This window comes from Rhizobium chutanense (assembly GCF_002531935.1).
GTDB lineage: Bacteria > Pseudomonadota > Alphaproteobacteria > Rhizobiales > Rhizobiaceae > Rhizobium > Rhizobium chutanense.
Map to the genome: position 1 here is coordinate 398,546 of NZ_NWSV01000001.1, position 17,090 is coordinate 415,635.

Consider the following 17,090-nt stretch of genomic DNA (forward strand, 5'->3'; position numbering starts at 1 on the left):
AAGAGTCAACGGCCATTTTTTATGAATTTATTCCTGCCTTTGATTCCGCACTCGAAAATCGGCGATAAAGGTTCTATATGGGCCCGCAAAGGAAGGAATATTCATGGCCCGCATAGACCAGAGCGATGATTGGCGGGACCGCCATGCGCCGACGATCAGCACCTTCGAGTCGCTGGCCATGGAGGCCTATAGCCATCTGCCGGATGAATTCCGCCAGCTGACGACCAACCTCACGATCGAGATCGAAGACTTTCCCGATGACGACGTTTTCGAGGACATGGCGCTGGAAACCCCGTTCGATCTGCTCGGCCTTTTCGAGGGCAGGGGCATTTCCGAGCGTTTCACGGTGGAAACCGGTGAGATGCCCAATCGCATCCGCCTCTACCGGCGCCCCATTCTCGATTACTGGGCAGAGAACGACGAGACGCTCGGCGATATCATCACCCATGTCCTGATCCACGAGATCGGCCATCATTTCGGGCTGAGCGACGATGACATGGAGCGGATCGAGGCCAGCGCCGAGGAAGCCGCCGAGCGCTGAAACCCATGCGTTCGGCAGAACGCGCTATTGCTCGGAGAGCTTCATCTCCGGATCGTAATCCTTGCCTTCGACAGTCTTGACCACCGCCTGGCCGCACTGCATCGCACCGGTTACGGCATTGAAGGCGTAGGTCGGCGAGCCTTCCAGCGACCAGCCCTTGTTGAGGGCGGCGGTGACCTTGTGGCAGAAGGAAGCGTCGTCGGGACCGGTCAGGAAGCGGTAGAGTTTCATCAGGCGGGCTTTCTTGCAGAAATCAGGCGAGCTTTATGAACCAGAGCTTCGGCCTGGACAAGATGCAGCCGCTCGACCATCCGCCCACCTGAATTGATGACATTCAGCCCAGCGGAAGCGGGATCGGCAAAAGCAGTGATGATCGCTTCGGCTTCCGCAATCTCCTCCGCGCTCGGCCCGAAATACCGATTGGCGGGCTCGATCTGCGCCGGGTGGATCAGCATCTTGCCGGCAAAACCCATGGCCCGGCCCTGCCGGCATTCGGCATCGAAACCCTGCTCGTCCCTGAAATCGTTGAAGACGCTGTCGATCGCATCGAGCCCGTAAGCGCTGACCGCCAGCACGACCTGCATCAGCCACGGCACCAGATAGCCCCGCCCCGGCTGCGCCGGCACACCCGTTTCCTTGCGCAGATCGTTGAGCCCGACGACGAGGCAATCGAGCCGCGAGCCCGGCGTGCGCCCGGCCTCAGTGATCGCTGCCGCATTCAGAATGCCGCGCGGCGTCTCGATCATCGCCCAGATGCGCAGATCGTCCGGTGCATAGGCCTCGGCGAGAAGGTCGCTGATATCAGTGACATCCTGCGGCTCGTCGACCTTCGGCAGCAGCACGGCATCGGGACCAAGCGCCGTCACCAGCTCCATATCCGCCGAGCCGAAATCGGTCGACAGGCCGTTGATGCGGATAATCCGCTCCTTGTTTTCGAGCGGCCGATCCGAAAAGAAGCGCCTCAGGTTTTCCCGCGCTTCCACCTTCTTTTCCGGCGCCACTGAATCCTCGAGATCGAAGATCACCGCATCGCAATCGACCGCATGGGTCTTTTCCAGTGCCCGCGGATTGATGGCGGGAACGCTCAGCACCGAACGGCGCAGGCGGGTGGAGCGGGTCGCAGGGTTTCGGCTCATGGCCGAATTAGTGCCAAGCTTTCAAAGCCGAAGCAAGACGCAACCCCGAAAGACCCGCAGAACAACAAAAAGCCATGCTTGTCTTGCAGAGAGGAAAAAGAAGGACCACATTCCTTTCTGAAGAAAGGTCTCAAACCCATGCAGAACATTCGCTCCATCTTCCTCATGCTTGCCGGTGCCACGGTTTTCGTGGCCATGCTGCTTTTCACCTTTTCGGTGACGCTCGCCGTCGGCGGCATCCTGACCGTGCTCATGGTCGGCCGGGCCCTTTCGATGAAGATGAAGCCTGTTCCGGTGCGCGCCAAGGCAAATAATGGTAAGCCGGAAATGCGCATCTGGAACGATGGCCGCGGCACGATCATCGATCTCTGATCACTTTTTCGGCGAATATTCCAACCGACATTGTCGGCTCATGCTCCCATGCTACGTCCTTGAGGCAGCCAGGCATTCAGCCTGGCAGTTCAAACCCCATGGAGGATGAGCATGAATGCGACGGAGAGCAATCAGACCAAGATGCCGCCGGTCAAGAATGGCCTGCTGCCCTATCTGACGGTCGGCGGCGCGGTGAAAGCCGCGGAATTCTACAAGAAAGCCTTCGGCGCCGAAGAAGCCTATATCGTGCCGGTCGACGAGAGCGGCCGCACGATGCATGTGCATCTCTACATCAACGGCAGCTCCCTCATGCTGTCGGATGCCTATCCCGAATACGGCCATCCCTTCAAAGGCCATGAAGGCTTCGCCATCCAGCTTGTCATCGACGATATCGATTTCTGGTGGGACCGCGCCGTCGCTGCCGGCGCCGAAGTCGTCATGCCCGTCGAACTGATGTTCTGGGGCGACCGCTACGGCCAGCTTCGCGACCCGTTCGGCGTGCTCTGGGGCCTGAACGCACCGACGAAATAACGGTACATATGCAGAGGCCAGGCCGCGCGAAACGTCGCGTGGCCGTCATTTTTCAAAGATTCTCCTTCATTTCGGCGGAAAACTGGACTAGATGCACATTCAGGAAGTAGATTTGCTGAAATGGAGCATGGGTCATGGATAAATTCGTGAAGCTCACGGGCGTTGCTGCGCCCCTGCCGGTCGTCAACATCGACACCGACATGATCATTCCGAAGGATTATCTGAAGACCATCAAGCGCACCGGTCTCGGCACCGGCCTTTTCGCCGAAGCCCGCTACAATGAAGACGGCTCCGAAAATCCGGATTTCGTGCTGAACAAGCCGGCCTACCGCGATGCCAAGATCCTGGTTGCCGGCGACAATTTCGGCTGCGGCTCCTCGCGCGAACACGCGCCCTGGGCGCTGCTCGATTTCGGCATCCGCTGCGTGATTTCCACCAGCTTCGCCGATATTTTCTACAACAACTGCTTCAAGAACGGCATCCTGCCGATCAAGGTCGGCCAGGACGATCTCGACAAGCTGATGGACGACGCCTCGCGCGGCTCCAACGCCATCCTGACCGTCGACCTCGAAAACCTCGAAATCACCGGTCCCGATGGCGGCTCGATCAAATTCGATCTCGACGAGTTCAAGCGCCACTGCCTGCTGAACGGCCTCGACGACATCGGCCTGACGCTGGAAAAGGGCAAGGCGATCGACAGCTTCGAAAAGAAGAACGCCGCTTCGCACCCTTGGGCGGCCTGAGGCCTCCCGCATTGTTTATCGAGAAAGCCGGGCTTCGCCCGGCTTTTTCTTTGATCTCGTCAGAGAAACTTCTCTTTCCAAGCCTTAAGCTTTTCGATCGACACGCCGATGCCACCGCAGACTTCGATCAGCGGATTGTTAAAGCGCTGAAGCAGCCCGGCATGCACATCGGCAACGGCAAGGGCCGCCCCGCAGGCCGGCTCGACCAGGATGCGTTGCGCATCGGCAAATTTCAGGCAGGCAGCCACCGCATCGGCGTCGCTGACGACAAGGCTTTCGATCGGATGCTGTTTCGGCAGGTCGAAGACATGCTGTGCTACCTGCCGCGCGCCGAGCGACGTGGCAATCGAGGTGATGGCGGGAAGGGTGACGCGCTCGTTCGCCCGAAGGCTGGCATTCAGCGAGGCCGCCCCTTCGGTTTCGACGGCGATGACGGGCACATCGGCAAGCCCGTTTCGTTTCAGCCCCTGGACGATACCGGCAAGCAGCCCGCCGCCGCCGACGCTGGTGACGACGCAATCGAATGCCGCATCCTTCGCCACCACCTCATCGATCAGCGTCGCATGGCCGTCCCACAGCAGCGGATGATCGAAGGGGTGCACATAGGTCGCCTTGCGGCTCCTTGCGAGTTCGACCGCATGGGCATTGGCTTCATCGAAAACCGATCCATGGACCAGGACTTTCGCGCCCGTTGCGGCGATCGTCTGCCGAACGTCGGCCGCCGTCGTCTCCGGCACGACGATCGTAACCGGAACGCCGAGCGCCCGGCCTGCATAGGCGGCGGCAATGCCGGCATTGCCGCCGGAAGCGCAGAAGATCTCGCGCGCGCCATTTTCCACTTCGTGCTGGCAAAGCCGGCCGACGCCGCGCAGTTTGAAGCTGCCGGAAGGCTGCAGCGCATCGAGCTTCAGCCAGAGCGGTTTGCCGCTGGCGCTGTAGCCAGGGGATGTCCGAACCAAGGGGGTGTCGAGATGGAGAGGCGCTGAGGACATGAGAAAGATCCGGAAAATGAAGCTACGCCCGTTGTTCTATTCCCTTTGCGGGTATGGGAGCAACCATCGCGACCGGGAATGAAGCGTACCGATTCACCGCTTCTCTCGCTTGAAATGCCCATTTCCGGGGTCTAAGAAACCGCAACTTGTTTTTCCCAGGAGGGTTTCATGACAGCGCGCAATCTTTTCCTGCTGCCGGGTGACGGCATCGGTCCCGAGGCCATGGGCGAGGTCCGCAAGATCATCGCCTATATGAACGAGGCGATGAATGCCGGTTTCGTCACCGACGAAGGCCTTGTCGGCGGCTCCGCCTATGATGCCCATGGCGCGGCGATCTCGGAAGCCGACATGCAGAAGGCGCTTGCTGCCGATGCCGTTCTCTTCGGCGCCGTCGGCGGCCCGAAATGGGATAGCGTGCCTTACGACGTGCGCCCGGAAGCCGGCCTGCTTCGCCTGCGCAAGGATCTGCAGCTCTTCGCGAACCTCCGCCCCGCCATCTGCTATCCCGCCCTTGCCGCGGCCTCGTCGCTGAAGCCGGAACTGGTCGAAGGCCTCGATATCCTGATCATCCGTGAACTGACGGGCGGCGTTTATTTCGGCGAGCCGAAGGAAATCATCGACCTCGGCAACGGCCAGAAGCGCGGCATCGACACGCAGGTCTACGATACCTACGAGATCGAGCGCATCGCCGGCGTCGCCTTCGAAATGGCCCGCACCCGGCAGAACCGCGTCTGCTCGATGGAAAAGCGCAACGTCATGAAGTCGGGCGTGCTCTGGAACCAGGTGGTCACCGAGACGCACAAGGCGAAATATTCCGACGTCCAGCTCGAGCATATGCTGGCTGACGCCGGCGGCATGCAGCTGGTGCGCCAGCCCAAGCAGTTCGACGTCATTGTCACCGACAATCTCTTCGGCGATATGCTTTCCGACGTCGCCGCCATGCTGACCGGTTCGCTCGGCATGCTGCCCTCGGCCTCGCTCGGCGCGCCCGACGGCAAGACCGGCAAGCGCAAGGCGCTCTACGAGCCGGTGCATGGCTCGGCCCCCGACATTGCCGGCAAGGGCATCGCCAATCCGATCGCCATGATCGCCTCCTTCGCCATGTGCCTGCGTTACTCCTTCAACCTGGTGAAGGAAGCCGACGACCTGGAAAAGGCGATCGCCAATGTGCTCGACAAGGGTATCCGTACCGGCGACATCATGGCCGATGGCGCAAGGCAGGTCGGCACCGTCGAGATGGGCGATGCGATCCTCGCCGAGTTCAAGGCGCTTTCCGCCTGATATATTTCACGTGAAACAGTTCAGCCCTTCGCATCACCCATGCGGAGGGCTTTTTCGTGAAAACCGAGAAGCCTGAACGGGGTCGGTCGAATTATCCGAAACGGACTATTCCTAGCCACAATCTCGTGTATTTTTGCGCCGAATTTCAACCCGGCAAATTCGAACGGACGACGGAATGCGGGCATTTTGGGCTTCCCTGGACAAGCGCTGGCGCCGGAACGGCGCTGCCATGCCGCCTTTGCGTTGGCAGGCCTGTCTTTTCATCACGCTCAATGCCGTCATCCTTTCCATGCTGCTCTTCGATGCGCCGATCGGCGCCAGTGAACCTCCGTCGCTGGTGAAACACCTCGGCGAGATGATGACCGGTTTCGGCGATTCCGCCTGGCTGATCTACACCAGCATCCTGCTGTTCTTTCAGGGCCGGGCGGGCTACAAACTCGTGAAGACGGCGCGCTCCAAGGCACAGGCGCTCTATGTCAGCTGGATCGGCGCCTATCTCTTTGCCACAGTGGTCTTCTCCGGGCTTCTCGCCAATCTGCTGAAGCGGGCGATCGGCAGGGCACGTCCCGATCATTTTCACGACTACGGCATGTTTTCCTTCACGCCCTTTTCAGGCCATGCCGCTTTCGAAAGTTTTCCGTCCGGCCATTCCACCACGGTCGGCGCCTTCTTCGCCGCCTTTGCTCTGCTGTTTCCGCGCTACCGGATTGTCTTCCTCGCCTGCGCCATCTGGCTCGGCATGACGCGTGTCATGGTCGGCGCCCATTATCCGAGCGACGTCATCGCCGGCCTTGCCTTCGGCGGCTGGTTCTCGCTGCTGACGGCGATCATTTTTGCCCGCTGCGGCCTGCTCTTCACACTGGCGCCGGATGGCTGGCCGATCGCCAAGCGTCTATTCCCCGACACGAAAAAACCCGGCGCCTTGTGAGCGCCGGGCCTTTTTCTCAGGCGCTGATGCGCCAATCAATCAATCCATTGCGTGGATATCCCTGTTCTTCGTTTCCGGCAGGAAGATCAGGCCGATCACCAGCGTGATCGCCGCAAAGACGATCGGATACCAGAGACCGTAATAGATATCGCCGGCGGCGGCGCTCATCGCGAAGGCCGTTGCCGGCAGCAGACCGCCGAACCAGCCGTTGCCGATGTGATAGGGCAACGACATGCCGGTATAGCGGATTCGGGTCGGGAAGAGCTCGACCAGAAGTGCGGCGATCGGGCCGTAGACCATCGTCACATAGAGGACGAGGACGAACAGGACCGCGATCGTGCCGACCCAGTTGACGCGGGCGGGATCGGCCACCATGGCGAAGTTGCCGCCATTGGCGATGTTGTAAACCGCCATGTCGGTGACGCCATTGGCCTCATCCGCCGTCAGCAGTTTGCCTTCGACCAGCTTGGCGGCCGGCACGGTTTCCTTCTCGCCGGCGCGCACGGCCTCGGCATTGAGCGCCAGTTCCGGATTGGCGGCGATGAAGGCATCGAGTTTGGCATCCGGCACCTTGGCGGCGCCGCGCTTCAGCGGATAGCCGGCATCATGGAGAGCGATGTTGACGCCCTTTTCGAAGGCGGCGGTCATGCCCTTCGCCTTGTCGCCGGCGGCAGCGGCGTCGAAGCTCGCCACCGTCGCGTTACCGACCTTCACCGATGCCGGCTGTCCGGCGGGACCGGCCACGACGTCGTACGGCACCGAGTTCTTCGTCAGGAACGCCGTCGCCACGTCGCAGGAACTGGTGAACTTCGCCGTGCCCGTCGGGTTGAACTGGAACTTGCAATCCGCCGGATCGGCCGTGACCGTCGCGCGGATCGAGGCCTGTGCTTCGGCGAGCGCCGGATTCGCCGTCCAGGTCATCGCCTTGAACAGCGGATTATAGGTCACCGCCGCGATGAGAAGGCCGGCCATGATGATCGGCTTGCGACCGATCTTGTCGGAGAGACCACCGAAGATGACGAAGAATGGCGTGCCGAGGAAGAGCGCAATAGCGACCATAACATTGGCCGAGAACAGATCGACCTTCAGCACGTTCTGCAGGAAGAACAGCGCATAGAACTGGCCGCCGTACCAGACGACCGCCTGGCCCATGGTGGCGCCGAGAAGGGCGATGAGCGCGATCTTGGCGTTCTTCCATTGGCCGAAGGCTTCGGTCAGCGGCGCCTTGGAGCCCTTGCCCTCCGCCTTCATGCGCTGGAACGCCGGCGATTCGTTCATCTTCAGACGGATCCAGACGGAAATCCCGAGCAGGACGACCGAGACCAGGAACGGAATGCGCCAGCCCCAGGCGGCGAATTGAACCGGACCCATGAGGGACTGAACCACGATGATGACGATCAGCGACAGGAACAGGCCGAGCGTCGCCGTCGTCTGGATCCATGAGGTGAAATAGCCGCGGCGCCCGTTCGGCGCGTGTTCGGCGACATAGGTTGCCGCCCCGCCATATTCGCCGCCGAGCGCCAGGCCCTGGAGCAGACGAAGACCGATCAGGATAATCGGCGCTGCGATGCCGATGGTGGCCGCACCCGGCAGGATACCGACCAGGAAGGTCGAGAAACCCATAATCAGGATCGTGATCAGGAAGGTGTATTTGCGGCCGACAAGATCGCCGAGACGGCCGAACACCAAAGCGCCGAAGGGGCGCACCAGGAAGCCGGCGGCAAAGGCGAGCAGCGTGAAGATGTTGCGCGTCGCCTCGGGATATTGGGTGAAATAGGTCGCGCCGATATAGGTGGCGAGCGAACCGTAAAGATAGAAATCGTACCATTCGAAAACGGTACCGAGCGAAGAGGCGAAGATCACCTTCTTCTCTTCGCCCGTCATCGGACCGGCCTTCGCGCCGTCGATGCTTGCGACATTTGCCATTGTCTGTCCTCCACAGAGTGATGAGCAACGCGCGCGACCTACTCTCCTCAAAGCAAATCCCCGGCCGCGACACGCCTGACGAGAGTGTGCCAGAAAACATGGCCCGCAAAGAGAGAGGCTTTGGGATTATGACTTTAGTCTAATGGCAGCCCGCTTTGGCCGGCAGCGAAGTCGCCTGCAGGCTCGGCTCACGCCCTCAGCGCCTGCGCCGGCGATTGCCGGTAGGCGAGCACCGCCGGCAGCGCGGCGAGCAATGCGGCAAAGGCGAGCAGCACCCCCGCAAGCCCACCATCTTCGCGGGCGAAGCCGACGGGCATGGCGATGCCGCTCGTCTGCGAGAACATGCCGGACAAGCTCAGCGCCGCGGCAAATCCAAGCCCGAATCCGAGCGCGATACCGACTGCCACGAGCGCGAAGAATTCCAACCAGACAATGCCGAAGATCGCACTACGTGGGGCGCCGAACGCCCTCAATGCGCCGATCTGGCGGCGGCGCTGACCGATATGGATGACCGTGACCAGCACCAGCGAGGCTGCGACGAGAGCCTGTGCGCCGGAAGCGACCGCGACCAGGATCTGCTTGGCGTCGCCGAGCGTGGCGTAAAGATTGGTCAGCACCTCGCCGGGGAAGACGGCGACGGTATTGCCGCTGCGATAGTCCTGTCGCAGCTTGTAGGCATCGGCAATCGTCTTCGGCTTGACGAGGATGGCGGGAAGGCCGGGCGCATCCGCAGCCCATTTCTCATCGAGCAGGGCATCCGCGTCGATTTCGCGGTGATGCGCATGCGCGTCGTCATCGGCGCCTTCCTGCTCATGATCGTGTCCCGCCTCCTCGGCGCCTTGATGCTCTTCCGCACCCAGGCCATGGATATGCCAGACGGCCTGAATCGGCACGAGAATGGCCCGGTCCCAGGCCGTTCCCGTCGGCCGCAGGCGGCCGCCGACATGATAGACCAGTTCGGTATGGGTCTCGCCACCTTCCTCCGGTAAACCATGCATCGGCTTGATCTCGCCGCCGAGCGAAAGCTTGACGGCCGAGCCGATCACCGCCTCTCCCTCGCGTGCGAAAACCTTCCCCTCGGCAAGGCCGCCCGACAGCCTGGCTGCCAGGGTCGCTGTCGTGCCGACGATCGGATATCCGGAGAAGGAATCGCCGAAGCCGATCGGTGCCGCCCAGTCGACACGCGGATCGGCGGCAAGCCTGGCCAGAACCTCGCCCGGCATCAGCGGCAAAGGCGAGGGCTGCAGGAAGACCGAGGATAAAACGAGCTGGGTTTCGCTGCCGCCGGCGCCGATGACGAGATCGAACTTGTCGGCGGCGCGGGCGCTGCCGAGACGAAGCGCCCGCTCCTGCAGCACGACGGAGACACCGAGTGCCGTCGCAAGCGCCACCAGCAGCACCACCACCAGCGACCCCGCCCAGAGGCGGCGAAGATCGGAAAGGATGAAGCGGATCATGCAGCCTCTCCCGCCTTTGCCGCGGAATCGTCGCTGATCCGGCCCGAGCCGAAAGTGATGCGCCGGTCGAGCCGGCTGGCCAGGCGCTGATCGTGTGAAACGACGATCAGCGTGCTGCCTTCGGCAATGGCAAGATCGAGGATAAGATCGCCGACAGCCTCGCCGCTGTCGGCATCGAGGCTCGCCGTCGGTTCGTCGGCGATGATGACGCCGGGCTTGCGCAGCAGCGCCCGGCCGATCGCCACCCGCTGCATCTCGCCGCGCGACATGGTTTCGATCTTCTGGCCCGGACGGGAAAGACCGACGGTGCTTAAAAGCGCATGCGCCCGATCGATGATATCAGCCGTGGCGACCCTGGCAAGCCGCGCCGGCAGAAGCACGTTTTCCAGCGCCGACAGGCCGGGGAAGAGATGGAACTCCTGCATAACAAGGCCGATATTGGCGGCGCGGAACCGATCGCGCCGGCTTTCGGAAAAACCGGCGATATCCTCGCCGTTCCAGCGGATGCGGCCCTGGCGTGTTCGCGCCAGCCCGGCAATGATGTTGACGAAGGTGCTCTTGCCGGAGCCGGACGCTCCCGTGATGGCGACCCTGCTGCCGGCCTTGATCGACAGGCGACCGATTGCCAGTGCCGGCGAGGGCAGGCCCGGGAAGGTGACGGAGAGGTCTTCGATATCAAGAGCGAGCATATCGGTTCAGACGGCGGAATATTCGGCCTGGCGCAGGCGCAACAGGCTGACGAAGCCGGTGTCCGGGTCCGTCCAGGACCCGTATTCCAGCATGCCGCGCACTGCAATCGTCTGGCGCGGCTGCACGAAGGTCTGTTTCTCCGAGAGATAGACGACGACGATATTGTCCGGCCAATCCGCATCCGAGGAGCAGAAGGGGCAGAGCGACATCGGTAGTTCGGTCAGCACGAAGAACTGCGCCTCGGCTTTCAACGGCGGCGCCATGAAGCCCTTCATGCTGACGTCTTTGCCGGCAAGGCGCTTCACCTTGTCGGAGAATTCGAGGCCGAGCACGCCGAACTTGCCATAGAGCTCATCGAAGCTGATGGAGGAATCCGCAGCAAAACTCGGGCGAGCCATAGCGGTAAAGGCCAGCGTACCGATGACGCCGATCAGGTCGCGGCGGCTGAGATGCAGCGAAGGGAACTTTTCCATGGCGATCTCCAAGAATGAAGTCCCGGCCGTTGACCGGCCGGGACTATGATCGACGAAAGGTGCAAGGCCCGCAAGCAGATCAGTTCGTCTGCTTGGCGCCGAGAGCGAAGGTGTCGGCGAGCACACGGTAGACGTCGCTCTGTTCCATGTAGCCATGGAACTCTTCCGAACCCGGGCCGGCCGACTGCAGTACGACATCGTCGACCGCATGGACGCCGCTCTCGCTGCTCTTCGGAAGATTGCCCTGAACGAAGACGGCGCCGGGAACATCCTTATACTGCTCGTTGGCGACATATTCCTTCTTTTCGTTCTGGACGGCCGGAACGAACGGGCCGTCGAGCTTCGGACGGAAGGTCTCGTAGTGATCGGGGCCGTTGTTGGCGCTCAGGAACAGCCGGCGGCTGACGTCGATCTTATCGGGATAACCGTCGCCGTTCTCATCCTTGTAGTTCGGGAAGCCGGCCTCGGCATAGGTGCCGACCTTTTCGCGCATTTCCGTGCCCGGCTTCTCGTCATCGACGGTGCCGATGATCGATACGCCATGCGTATGGTCGCCGGTGACGACGATCAGCGTATCGGGATGGGTCTTCTGGAATTCGCGGGCGACGCCGATCGCCTGGTCGAATTCGATGGTTTCGACGACGGCACGATCCCAATCAAGCGGATGGGACATCTTGTCGATCGAGGAACCTTCGACCATCAGGAAGAAACCGTCCGGATTCTTGGAGAGACGGTCGAGCGCAATCTTGGTCATGTCGACGAGACCCGGCTGGTTCGGGAACTTGTCGACCGTGCCCTTCTTGAGGAATTCGCGGTCGAGCGTCACGTCCATATTGCCGGTGTGGAAGAGGCCGAGGAGATTGCCTTCAGCCGATGCATTGGCGGCGAGCTCGTTCTTGTCGGTCGCAAGCTTGTAGCCGGCATCCTGGAACATTTTGATATAATCCTGGTTGTCCTTGCGCTTGGAACCGGCGACTTCCTTGCCGAGGAAATAGGCCGAGCCACCGCCGAGCAGCACTTCCGGCTTGACGTCGAGCAGCATGCCGACGACTTCGGCCTTGTCGCCGCGGTTGCGGGTATGGGCAACGACCGCAGCCGGCGTTGCATCCTCGACTTCAGCCGTCACAACGATGCCGATCGACTTCTTGGTCGTGCGGCGAACGGCTTCCGCGAAGGTTTCGACGCGCGGATCATCGAGCGAGGCCGGCGTGCGGTCCGCGTAAACGCCGATCGCGTTGACGGCGGTCTTGTGGCCCGTCATGTAGGCCGACATGGTGTTGGCCGAGTCCGTGGCAACGGCATTCGTTGCCGACGTGCCGATGAAAGCCATGCGGTCGAGATCGTCCATGTTCAGGCGGCCGTTCGCCTTGCCCTCGGTCATGCCCTTGGACATGATGCGGGCGGCGGTGCGATGCGCGACGGAAAGACCGTCACCGAGCAGGAAGATGATGTTCTTGGCCTTCGGCTGGGCCGCGGTTTCGTAAACGTTCCAGGTGACGGACTTCGTTTCGTCGCCGGCAGCGACTTCGATCTTGTAGTCGCCCGGAGCGGCAATCTTCAGGCCGCGCAGCAGCAGAGCGGAACCGAGAGCCTTGTCATCCTTGCCTTTTTCGAGCTCGATGAACTGCGCCTCGCCACCGAGGACGGTCTTGTAGTCCTGGCCGTTGACGGTGATCTTCACGTCTGCGGGCTTGACCTGCTTGTTGAGCTCGACCTTGAAATCGAACGGCGAACCGGCAAGAATCGTCGCGTGATCGAGCGGATAGACCGTCGTCGCCTGAGCGGCGCCCGCAAGGATGGTGGTGGCCGCAAAAGCGGCGAGAAGCGTACGCATGGAAAACCCCCGTTTTCGTTGCAGACATTGACAACCGGGCCGGGATACCTCCCTGGGATGACAGCGGCATGACAAAACGTCGCAGCATGGCGGCAGCCGCTTTCGCCTTCCGGCTCCGAGCGCAAAAACCTTGACTCCTGTGGAAAACCTTCTAAGAGCAACAGCGGAAAAGGAATATCCATGGTTCGCGACGAACACGCCATTGCTGCATGCAATGACCGGGCACAGGTTGCCGGGGTGGACATTGCCGTTCCGGTTTCTGCCAAAACCAAGGCCAAAACGACGACGAAAACCGTCTGACGTCTCTGGCCTGCCGCTCTCTCCCCGGCTCGGCTGGGGACAGGAAGACGCGATCCGTCGCGCCTTTCCCCCTCACCGGACAAGAGGAGAGAAGAGAAAGAGAGCTTGAGAAATGGGTTTCAAAGTAGCAATTGCAGGAGCCACCGGAAATGTCGGCCGGGAGATGCTCAACATCCTCTCCGAACGCGGCTTCCCCGCCGATGAGGTCGTGGCGCTTGCCTCGGCACGTTCGCAGGGCACCGAGGTTTCCTTTGGTGACCGGACGCTGAAGGTCTCCAATCTGGAGAATTACGATTTCTCCGATACCGATATCTGCCTGATGTCGGCCGGCGGCGAAATCTCCAAGAAGTTTTCGCCGAAGATCGGCCAGCAGGGCTGCGTCGTCATCGACAACTCGTCGGCCTGGCGTTACGACGCCGACGTGCCGCTGATCGTGCCGGAAGTGAACCCGGATGCCATCAGCCAGTTCACCAAGCGCAACATCATCGCCAATCCGAATTGCTCGACCGCCCAGCTGGTGGTGGCGCTGAAGCCGCTGCACGACTTCGCCAAGATCAAGCGTGTCGTCGTCTCGACCTATCAGTCGGTGTCCGGCGCCGGCAAGGACGGCATGGACGAACTCTTCAACCAGACGCGCGCCGTTTTTGTCGCCGATCCGATCGAGAACAAGAAGTTCACCAAGCGTATCGCCTTCAACGTCATCCCGCACATCGATAGCTTCATGGAAGACGGCTACACCAAGGAAGAATGGAAGGTGCTGGCCGAGACGAAGAAGATGCTCGATCCGAAGATCAAGGTGACCTGCACGGCAGTGCGCGTGCCGGTTTTCATCGGCCATTCGGAATCGGTCAACATCGAATTCGAAAACGAGATCACCGCCGACCAGGCTCGCGATATCCTGCGCGACGCTCCCGGCTGCCTCGTCATCGACAAGCGCGAGAATGGCGGCTACATCACGCCTTATGAGTCGGCCGGCGAGGACGCGACCTATATCTCGCGCATCCGCGAGGACGCGACGGTTGAAAACGGCCTCAACATGTGGGTGGTTTCCGACAACCTGCGCAAGGGCGCCGCGCTGAACGCCATCCAGATCGCGGAGTTGCTCGTCAATCGCGGCCTGGTCAAGCCGCGCAAGCAGGCCGCCTGATACAATTTGTAAACCATAAGCTGTTAAAGCCCTGCTCGGTGAGCGGGGCTTTTTCAGAGCGAATACGACTGTATAAGCGCTCGCTAAAAGGTGATCGTGACAAAATCGCAAGTGGCTGGCATTCTCTTGCCCGCCTAAAAACTATGCAGATCGAGAGCGGGGTTTCTCAATGCGCATGATAAAGTTGTTTCTGGCGGCCGCTGCGGCAATGGGCGTCCTCCATGCGGTACCGGCGTTCGCGCAAGGACCGCAATGTGGCAATACCAGCGCCGGCTTCGACGCCTGGGTCGCCGATTTCAAGCAGACGGCAGCGGCCAATGGCGTCAGCCAATCGGTGCTCAGCCGCGCCTTCGCCAACGTCAACTACAACAAGCCGACGATCGCCGCCGACCGGGGCCAGAAGAGCTTCAAGCTCTCCTTCGACGCCTTCATGCAGAAGCGCGGTGGTGCCGCCGTCATTTCCCGCGGCCGTTCGATGAAAGCCGCCAACCAGGCGCTTTTCGCCTCGATCGAACGCCGGTTCGGCGTTCCGGCCGGTCCGCTGATCGCGATCTGGGGCATGGAAACCGGTTTTGGCAGCTATATGGGCAATCAGCATACGCTGTCGGCTGTTTCGACCCTTGCCTATGACTGCCGTCGTTCGGAATATTTCACCGACCAACTCTATGCCGCGCTCCAGCTCGTCTCCGAGGGTTATCTCAGCCCGCAGGCCAAGGGTGCCGCCCATGGTGAAATCGGCCAGACGCAATTTCTGCCGCGCAACGTCGTCCGCTTCGGCGCCGATGGCGACGGCGACGGCCGCGTCGACATGGTCGGCTCTCGCGCCGATGCGCTGGCCTCGACCGCGAATTTCCTGAAGGGCCATGGCTGGCGCGCCGGCGCCGGTTATCAGCCGGGAGAACCGAATTTCGTCGCCATTCAGGGCTGGAACGCCGCCAGCGTCTATCAACAGGCGATCGCCTATATCGGCCAGCAGATCGACGCCGGCAGATAAGCATTCATCGATAGGAACATCCGGAAACGCCGCTGCTTCTCAGCGGCGTTTTTCATATGCGGGAATCAAAACCACCGGACATTGCCTTGCGTCGCTCCTCCTGCGGCGGCACGGTCGCTCCGGCGACGACGCAGTTGCGGCCGGAGGCCTTGGCGGCATAAAGCGCCAGGTCGGCGCGTTTGACCAGATCCTCGAAGTTCCGGTTGGCGGCTTCGTTTGCCCGGCCGACGCATCCGAAACTGGCCGTCACCTTCAGAAGATCGCCGCCCGGCAATGGGATTTCCGCCGCCTCGATCGCCCGCCGCACACGCTCGGCGATGATTGCGGCGTCGTCGGGCGTCGAATCCGGCAAAAGCGCCAGGAACTCCTCGCCCCCATGGCGCACCAACAGATCGAAGGAACGGAAATTCTGCCGCGCGACAGCCGCGACCTGCCGAAGCACAGCATCGCCGGCGTCATGCCCGTGAACGTCGTTGATTTTCTTGAAATGGTCGAGGTCGAAGAGCACGACGGAAATCCAGCGCGATCCATGCTCGGCCTGCGTGAGAAGCGCCGATGCCGCGACCTCGAAGCCGCGCCTGTTGTAAAGCCCCGTCAGAAGATCGGTTTGAGCAGCGTTGCGCAATTCGCCCACCAGCTTCTCTCGGTCTCGAGACAACCGGTCGATCAGGCGCAGGCCTCTTGCCGCCAGCACCATCACCAGCGTGGCGAGGATAAGCAAGCCCGCGCACAGCGCCAGGATCCGGGTCAGGTGGAGATGCGAAAGCGTCGAAAACTGTTCGCCGGTCTCGTGAATATCGCTTGCGGCCTCCACCATCTTCCGCTGCAGGAAGGCCATACGTTCTCGCTGTGCAGACGCCCAGACGTCGCGCATTGCGCGTGACGGCCGCGATCCGGCAAGAATGGCGTCGGTGATCGCATTCGCCTTCACCTGTTCGCTGCGACTGAGATAGGCGACGATGTCGCGCACGATTGACGCGGAGGAATGGAGGACCATGTGATCCATGCCGGCGCCGAGCATGGTCTTGCCCTGTATGAACAATTCTATCGGAAACCTGGCGGAAACGCCTTGATCGAGGTAACGGGTGCCAATTCCCGTGATCAATCTTTCGCCGTAGTAGGTGAGCAGGATGCCCATCAGCTGGTTGGATTTCTCACGCAGCACGGGGTCGCTGATCAGCGGTGAAAGCGCGTCGACGACGGCAAGCTGCTTGAGAGCCGCATACCAATAGACGGAACCGGGAGTGCTGCCGGAATAGCGGCCCTGGTCGACGGCGCTGCGCGCGGCGACGATGCGGCTGTAGGCAAGGCTGAGAGCCGATAATTCACCCGCGAGTCCTTGATCGAGCGTATCGCGCGGCGGCAAGCGGGCATAAAAAGCGCGGCGTTCGCGATCCAGCGTCAGCCGGCTTCGCTGCATGTCGATGGCGTTGCTGCTGCTGGGACGCGCAAGATAGCGGCGCGTGGCATCGATTTCGCTCAGGATTTCCGTGGCGGCGATGGACCCGCCGCGGGCAAGCACGTCGGCGAACTGCCGATCCTTCTCGAGTTCCCTGTATTGCTGCATGGAAGTGCGGAGGACGATGACGCCTTCAATGAGCATGAAGACGAAGGGCAGCAGGATCGCGGCCAGGATAACCTTTTTGATGGTTTCGAACTTCATCGCCAATCGCCACGTGATCAAACACAAGTCGCGTAACCAATTGATGCAATCTTAGCAGGAATCCTTAAAAAACTGATAAACC

17 protein-coding genes and 1 pseudogene are annotated in these 17,090 nt (G+C 61.3%); 9 read left to right on the top strand and 9 right to left on the bottom strand.

What is annotated here, in order from left to right; translation table 11 throughout:
• Positions 1-103: 103 nt before the first annotated feature.
• Entirely contained in the window at positions 104-541 is a 438-nt protein-coding gene (locus tag CO666_RS01925; protein ID WP_008528622.1) for a metallopeptidase family protein, read from the top strand.
• A 24-nt stretch (positions 542-565) separates the two neighbouring features.
• On the opposite strand, the gene CO666_RS01930 is transcribed toward CO666_RS01925, so the two are convergent.
• Both CO666_RS01930 and CO666_RS01935 read right to left on the bottom strand, forming a co-directional pair.
• On the bottom strand, positions 566-772 hold the full coding sequence (locus CO666_RS01930; protein WP_097610455.1) for a DUF1737 domain-containing protein: 207 nt from the start codon (positions 770-772) through the stop codon (positions 566-568).
• Complete coding sequence (locus tag CO666_RS01935; RefSeq protein ID WP_097610456.1) at positions 772-1,677, bottom strand: HpcH/HpaI aldolase/citrate lyase family protein; 906 nt, start codon at positions 1,675-1,677, stop codon at positions 772-774. Before CO666_RS01935 ends, CO666_RS01930 begins: the two co-directional genes overlap by 1 nt.
• Before the next feature lie 138 nt (positions 1,678-1,815).
• Between CO666_RS01935 and CO666_RS01940 the strand changes: the two genes are divergently transcribed.
• The 3 genes from CO666_RS01940 (at position 1,816) to leuD (ending at position 3,323) form a co-directional block, all read left to right on the top strand.
• Positions 1,816-2,049 carry a hypothetical protein gene (locus tag CO666_RS01940; protein WP_097610457.1) on the top strand — a complete coding sequence of 78 codons (234 nt, stop codon included), beginning with the start codon at positions 1,816-1,818 and terminating at the stop codon, positions 2,047-2,049.
• Positions 2,050-2,160: 111 nt separating this feature from the next.
• Positions 2,161-2,580, top strand: a complete 420-nt coding sequence (locus CO666_RS01945; RefSeq protein WP_097610458.1) for a VOC family protein — start codon at positions 2,161-2,163, stop codon at positions 2,578-2,580.
• Positions 2,581-2,714: 134 nt separating this feature from the next.
• The gene (gene leuD, locus CO666_RS01950; protein WP_097610459.1) at positions 2,715-3,323 is read left to right on the top strand and encodes a 3-isopropylmalate dehydratase small subunit; all 609 of its coding nucleotides are present in this window, start codon (positions 2,715-2,717) and stop codon (positions 3,321-3,323) included.
• Between the two features lie 59 nt (positions 3,324-3,382).
• On the opposite strand, the gene CO666_RS01955 is transcribed toward leuD, so the two are convergent.
• A complete protein-coding gene (locus tag CO666_RS01955; protein WP_097610460.1) occupies positions 3,383-4,315 on the bottom strand; it encodes a pyridoxal-phosphate dependent enzyme in 933 nt (310 codons plus the stop codon).
• A gap of 168 nt (positions 4,316-4,483) precedes the next feature.
• On the opposite strand from CO666_RS01955, the gene leuB reads away from it, so the two are divergent.
• Both leuB and lpxE read left to right on the top strand, forming a co-directional pair.
• Positions 4,484-5,596: a 3-isopropylmalate dehydrogenase gene (leuB, locus tag CO666_RS01960; RefSeq protein ID WP_097610461.1), complete on the top strand. Its 1,113-nt coding sequence runs from the start codon at positions 4,484-4,486 to the stop codon at positions 5,594-5,596.
• Between the two features lie 175 nt (positions 5,597-5,771).
• The gene (gene lpxE / locus CO666_RS01965) at positions 5,772-6,524 is read left to right on the top strand and encodes a lipid A 1-phosphatase LpxE (RefSeq protein ID WP_179869599.1); all 753 of its coding nucleotides are present in this window, start codon (positions 5,772-5,774) and stop codon (positions 6,522-6,524) included.
• A 39-nt stretch (positions 6,525-6,563) separates the two neighbouring features.
• On the opposite strand, the gene CO666_RS01970 is transcribed toward lpxE, so the two are convergent.
• From CO666_RS01970 to CO666_RS01990, 5 genes are all read right to left on the bottom strand, one after another.
• A complete protein-coding gene (locus tag CO666_RS01970; RefSeq protein WP_097610462.1) occupies positions 6,564-8,450 on the bottom strand; it encodes an MFS transporter in 1,887 nt (628 codons plus the stop codon).
• A gap of 188 nt (positions 8,451-8,638) precedes the next feature.
• Positions 8,639-9,907, bottom strand: coding sequence for an FtsX-like permease family protein (locus CO666_RS01975; protein WP_097610463.1), 1,269 nt, complete (start codon positions 9,905-9,907; stop codon positions 8,639-8,641).
• Entirely contained in the window at positions 9,904-10,596 is a 693-nt protein-coding gene (locus CO666_RS01980) for an ABC transporter ATP-binding protein (RefSeq protein WP_097610464.1), read from the bottom strand. The genes CO666_RS01975 and CO666_RS01980 overlap by 4 nt, the downstream gene beginning before the upstream one ends.
• A 6-nt stretch (positions 10,597-10,602) precedes the next feature.
• Positions 10,603-11,070, bottom strand: coding sequence for a hypothetical protein (locus tag CO666_RS01985; protein WP_097610465.1), 468 nt, complete (start codon positions 11,068-11,070; stop codon positions 10,603-10,605).
• Between the two features lie 79 nt (positions 11,071-11,149).
• Positions 11,150-12,904, bottom strand: a complete 1,755-nt coding sequence (locus CO666_RS01990; protein ID WP_097610466.1) for an alkaline phosphatase — start codon at positions 12,902-12,904, stop codon at positions 11,150-11,152.
• 90 nt (positions 12,905-12,994) lie between these two features.
• On the opposite strand from CO666_RS01990, the pseudogene CO666_RS34980 reads away from it, so the two are divergent.
• The 3 genes and pseudogenes from CO666_RS34980 to CO666_RS02000 form a co-directional block, all read left to right on the top strand.
• Positions 12,995-13,204 (top strand): annotated as a pseudogene (locus CO666_RS34980) (hypothetical protein); the annotation flags it as partial.
• A gap of 112 nt (positions 13,205-13,316) precedes the next feature.
• Positions 13,317-14,351, top strand: a complete 1,035-nt coding sequence (locus CO666_RS01995) for an aspartate-semialdehyde dehydrogenase (RefSeq protein WP_097610467.1) — start codon at positions 13,317-13,319, stop codon at positions 14,349-14,351.
• Positions 14,352-14,520: 169 nt separating this feature from the next.
• Positions 14,521-15,345, top strand: a complete 825-nt coding sequence (locus CO666_RS02000; RefSeq protein ID WP_097610468.1) for a lytic murein transglycosylase — start codon at positions 14,521-14,523, stop codon at positions 15,343-15,345.
• A 52-nt stretch (positions 15,346-15,397) separates the two neighbouring features.
• Here CO666_RS02000 and CO666_RS02005 read toward each other — a convergent pair whose 3' ends face one another.
• Positions 15,398-17,008 carry a GGDEF domain-containing protein gene (locus tag CO666_RS02005; RefSeq protein ID WP_097610469.1) on the bottom strand — a complete coding sequence of 537 codons (1,611 nt, stop codon included), beginning with the start codon at positions 17,006-17,008 and terminating at the stop codon, positions 15,398-15,400.
• Positions 17,009-17,090: the final 82 nt, after the last annotated feature.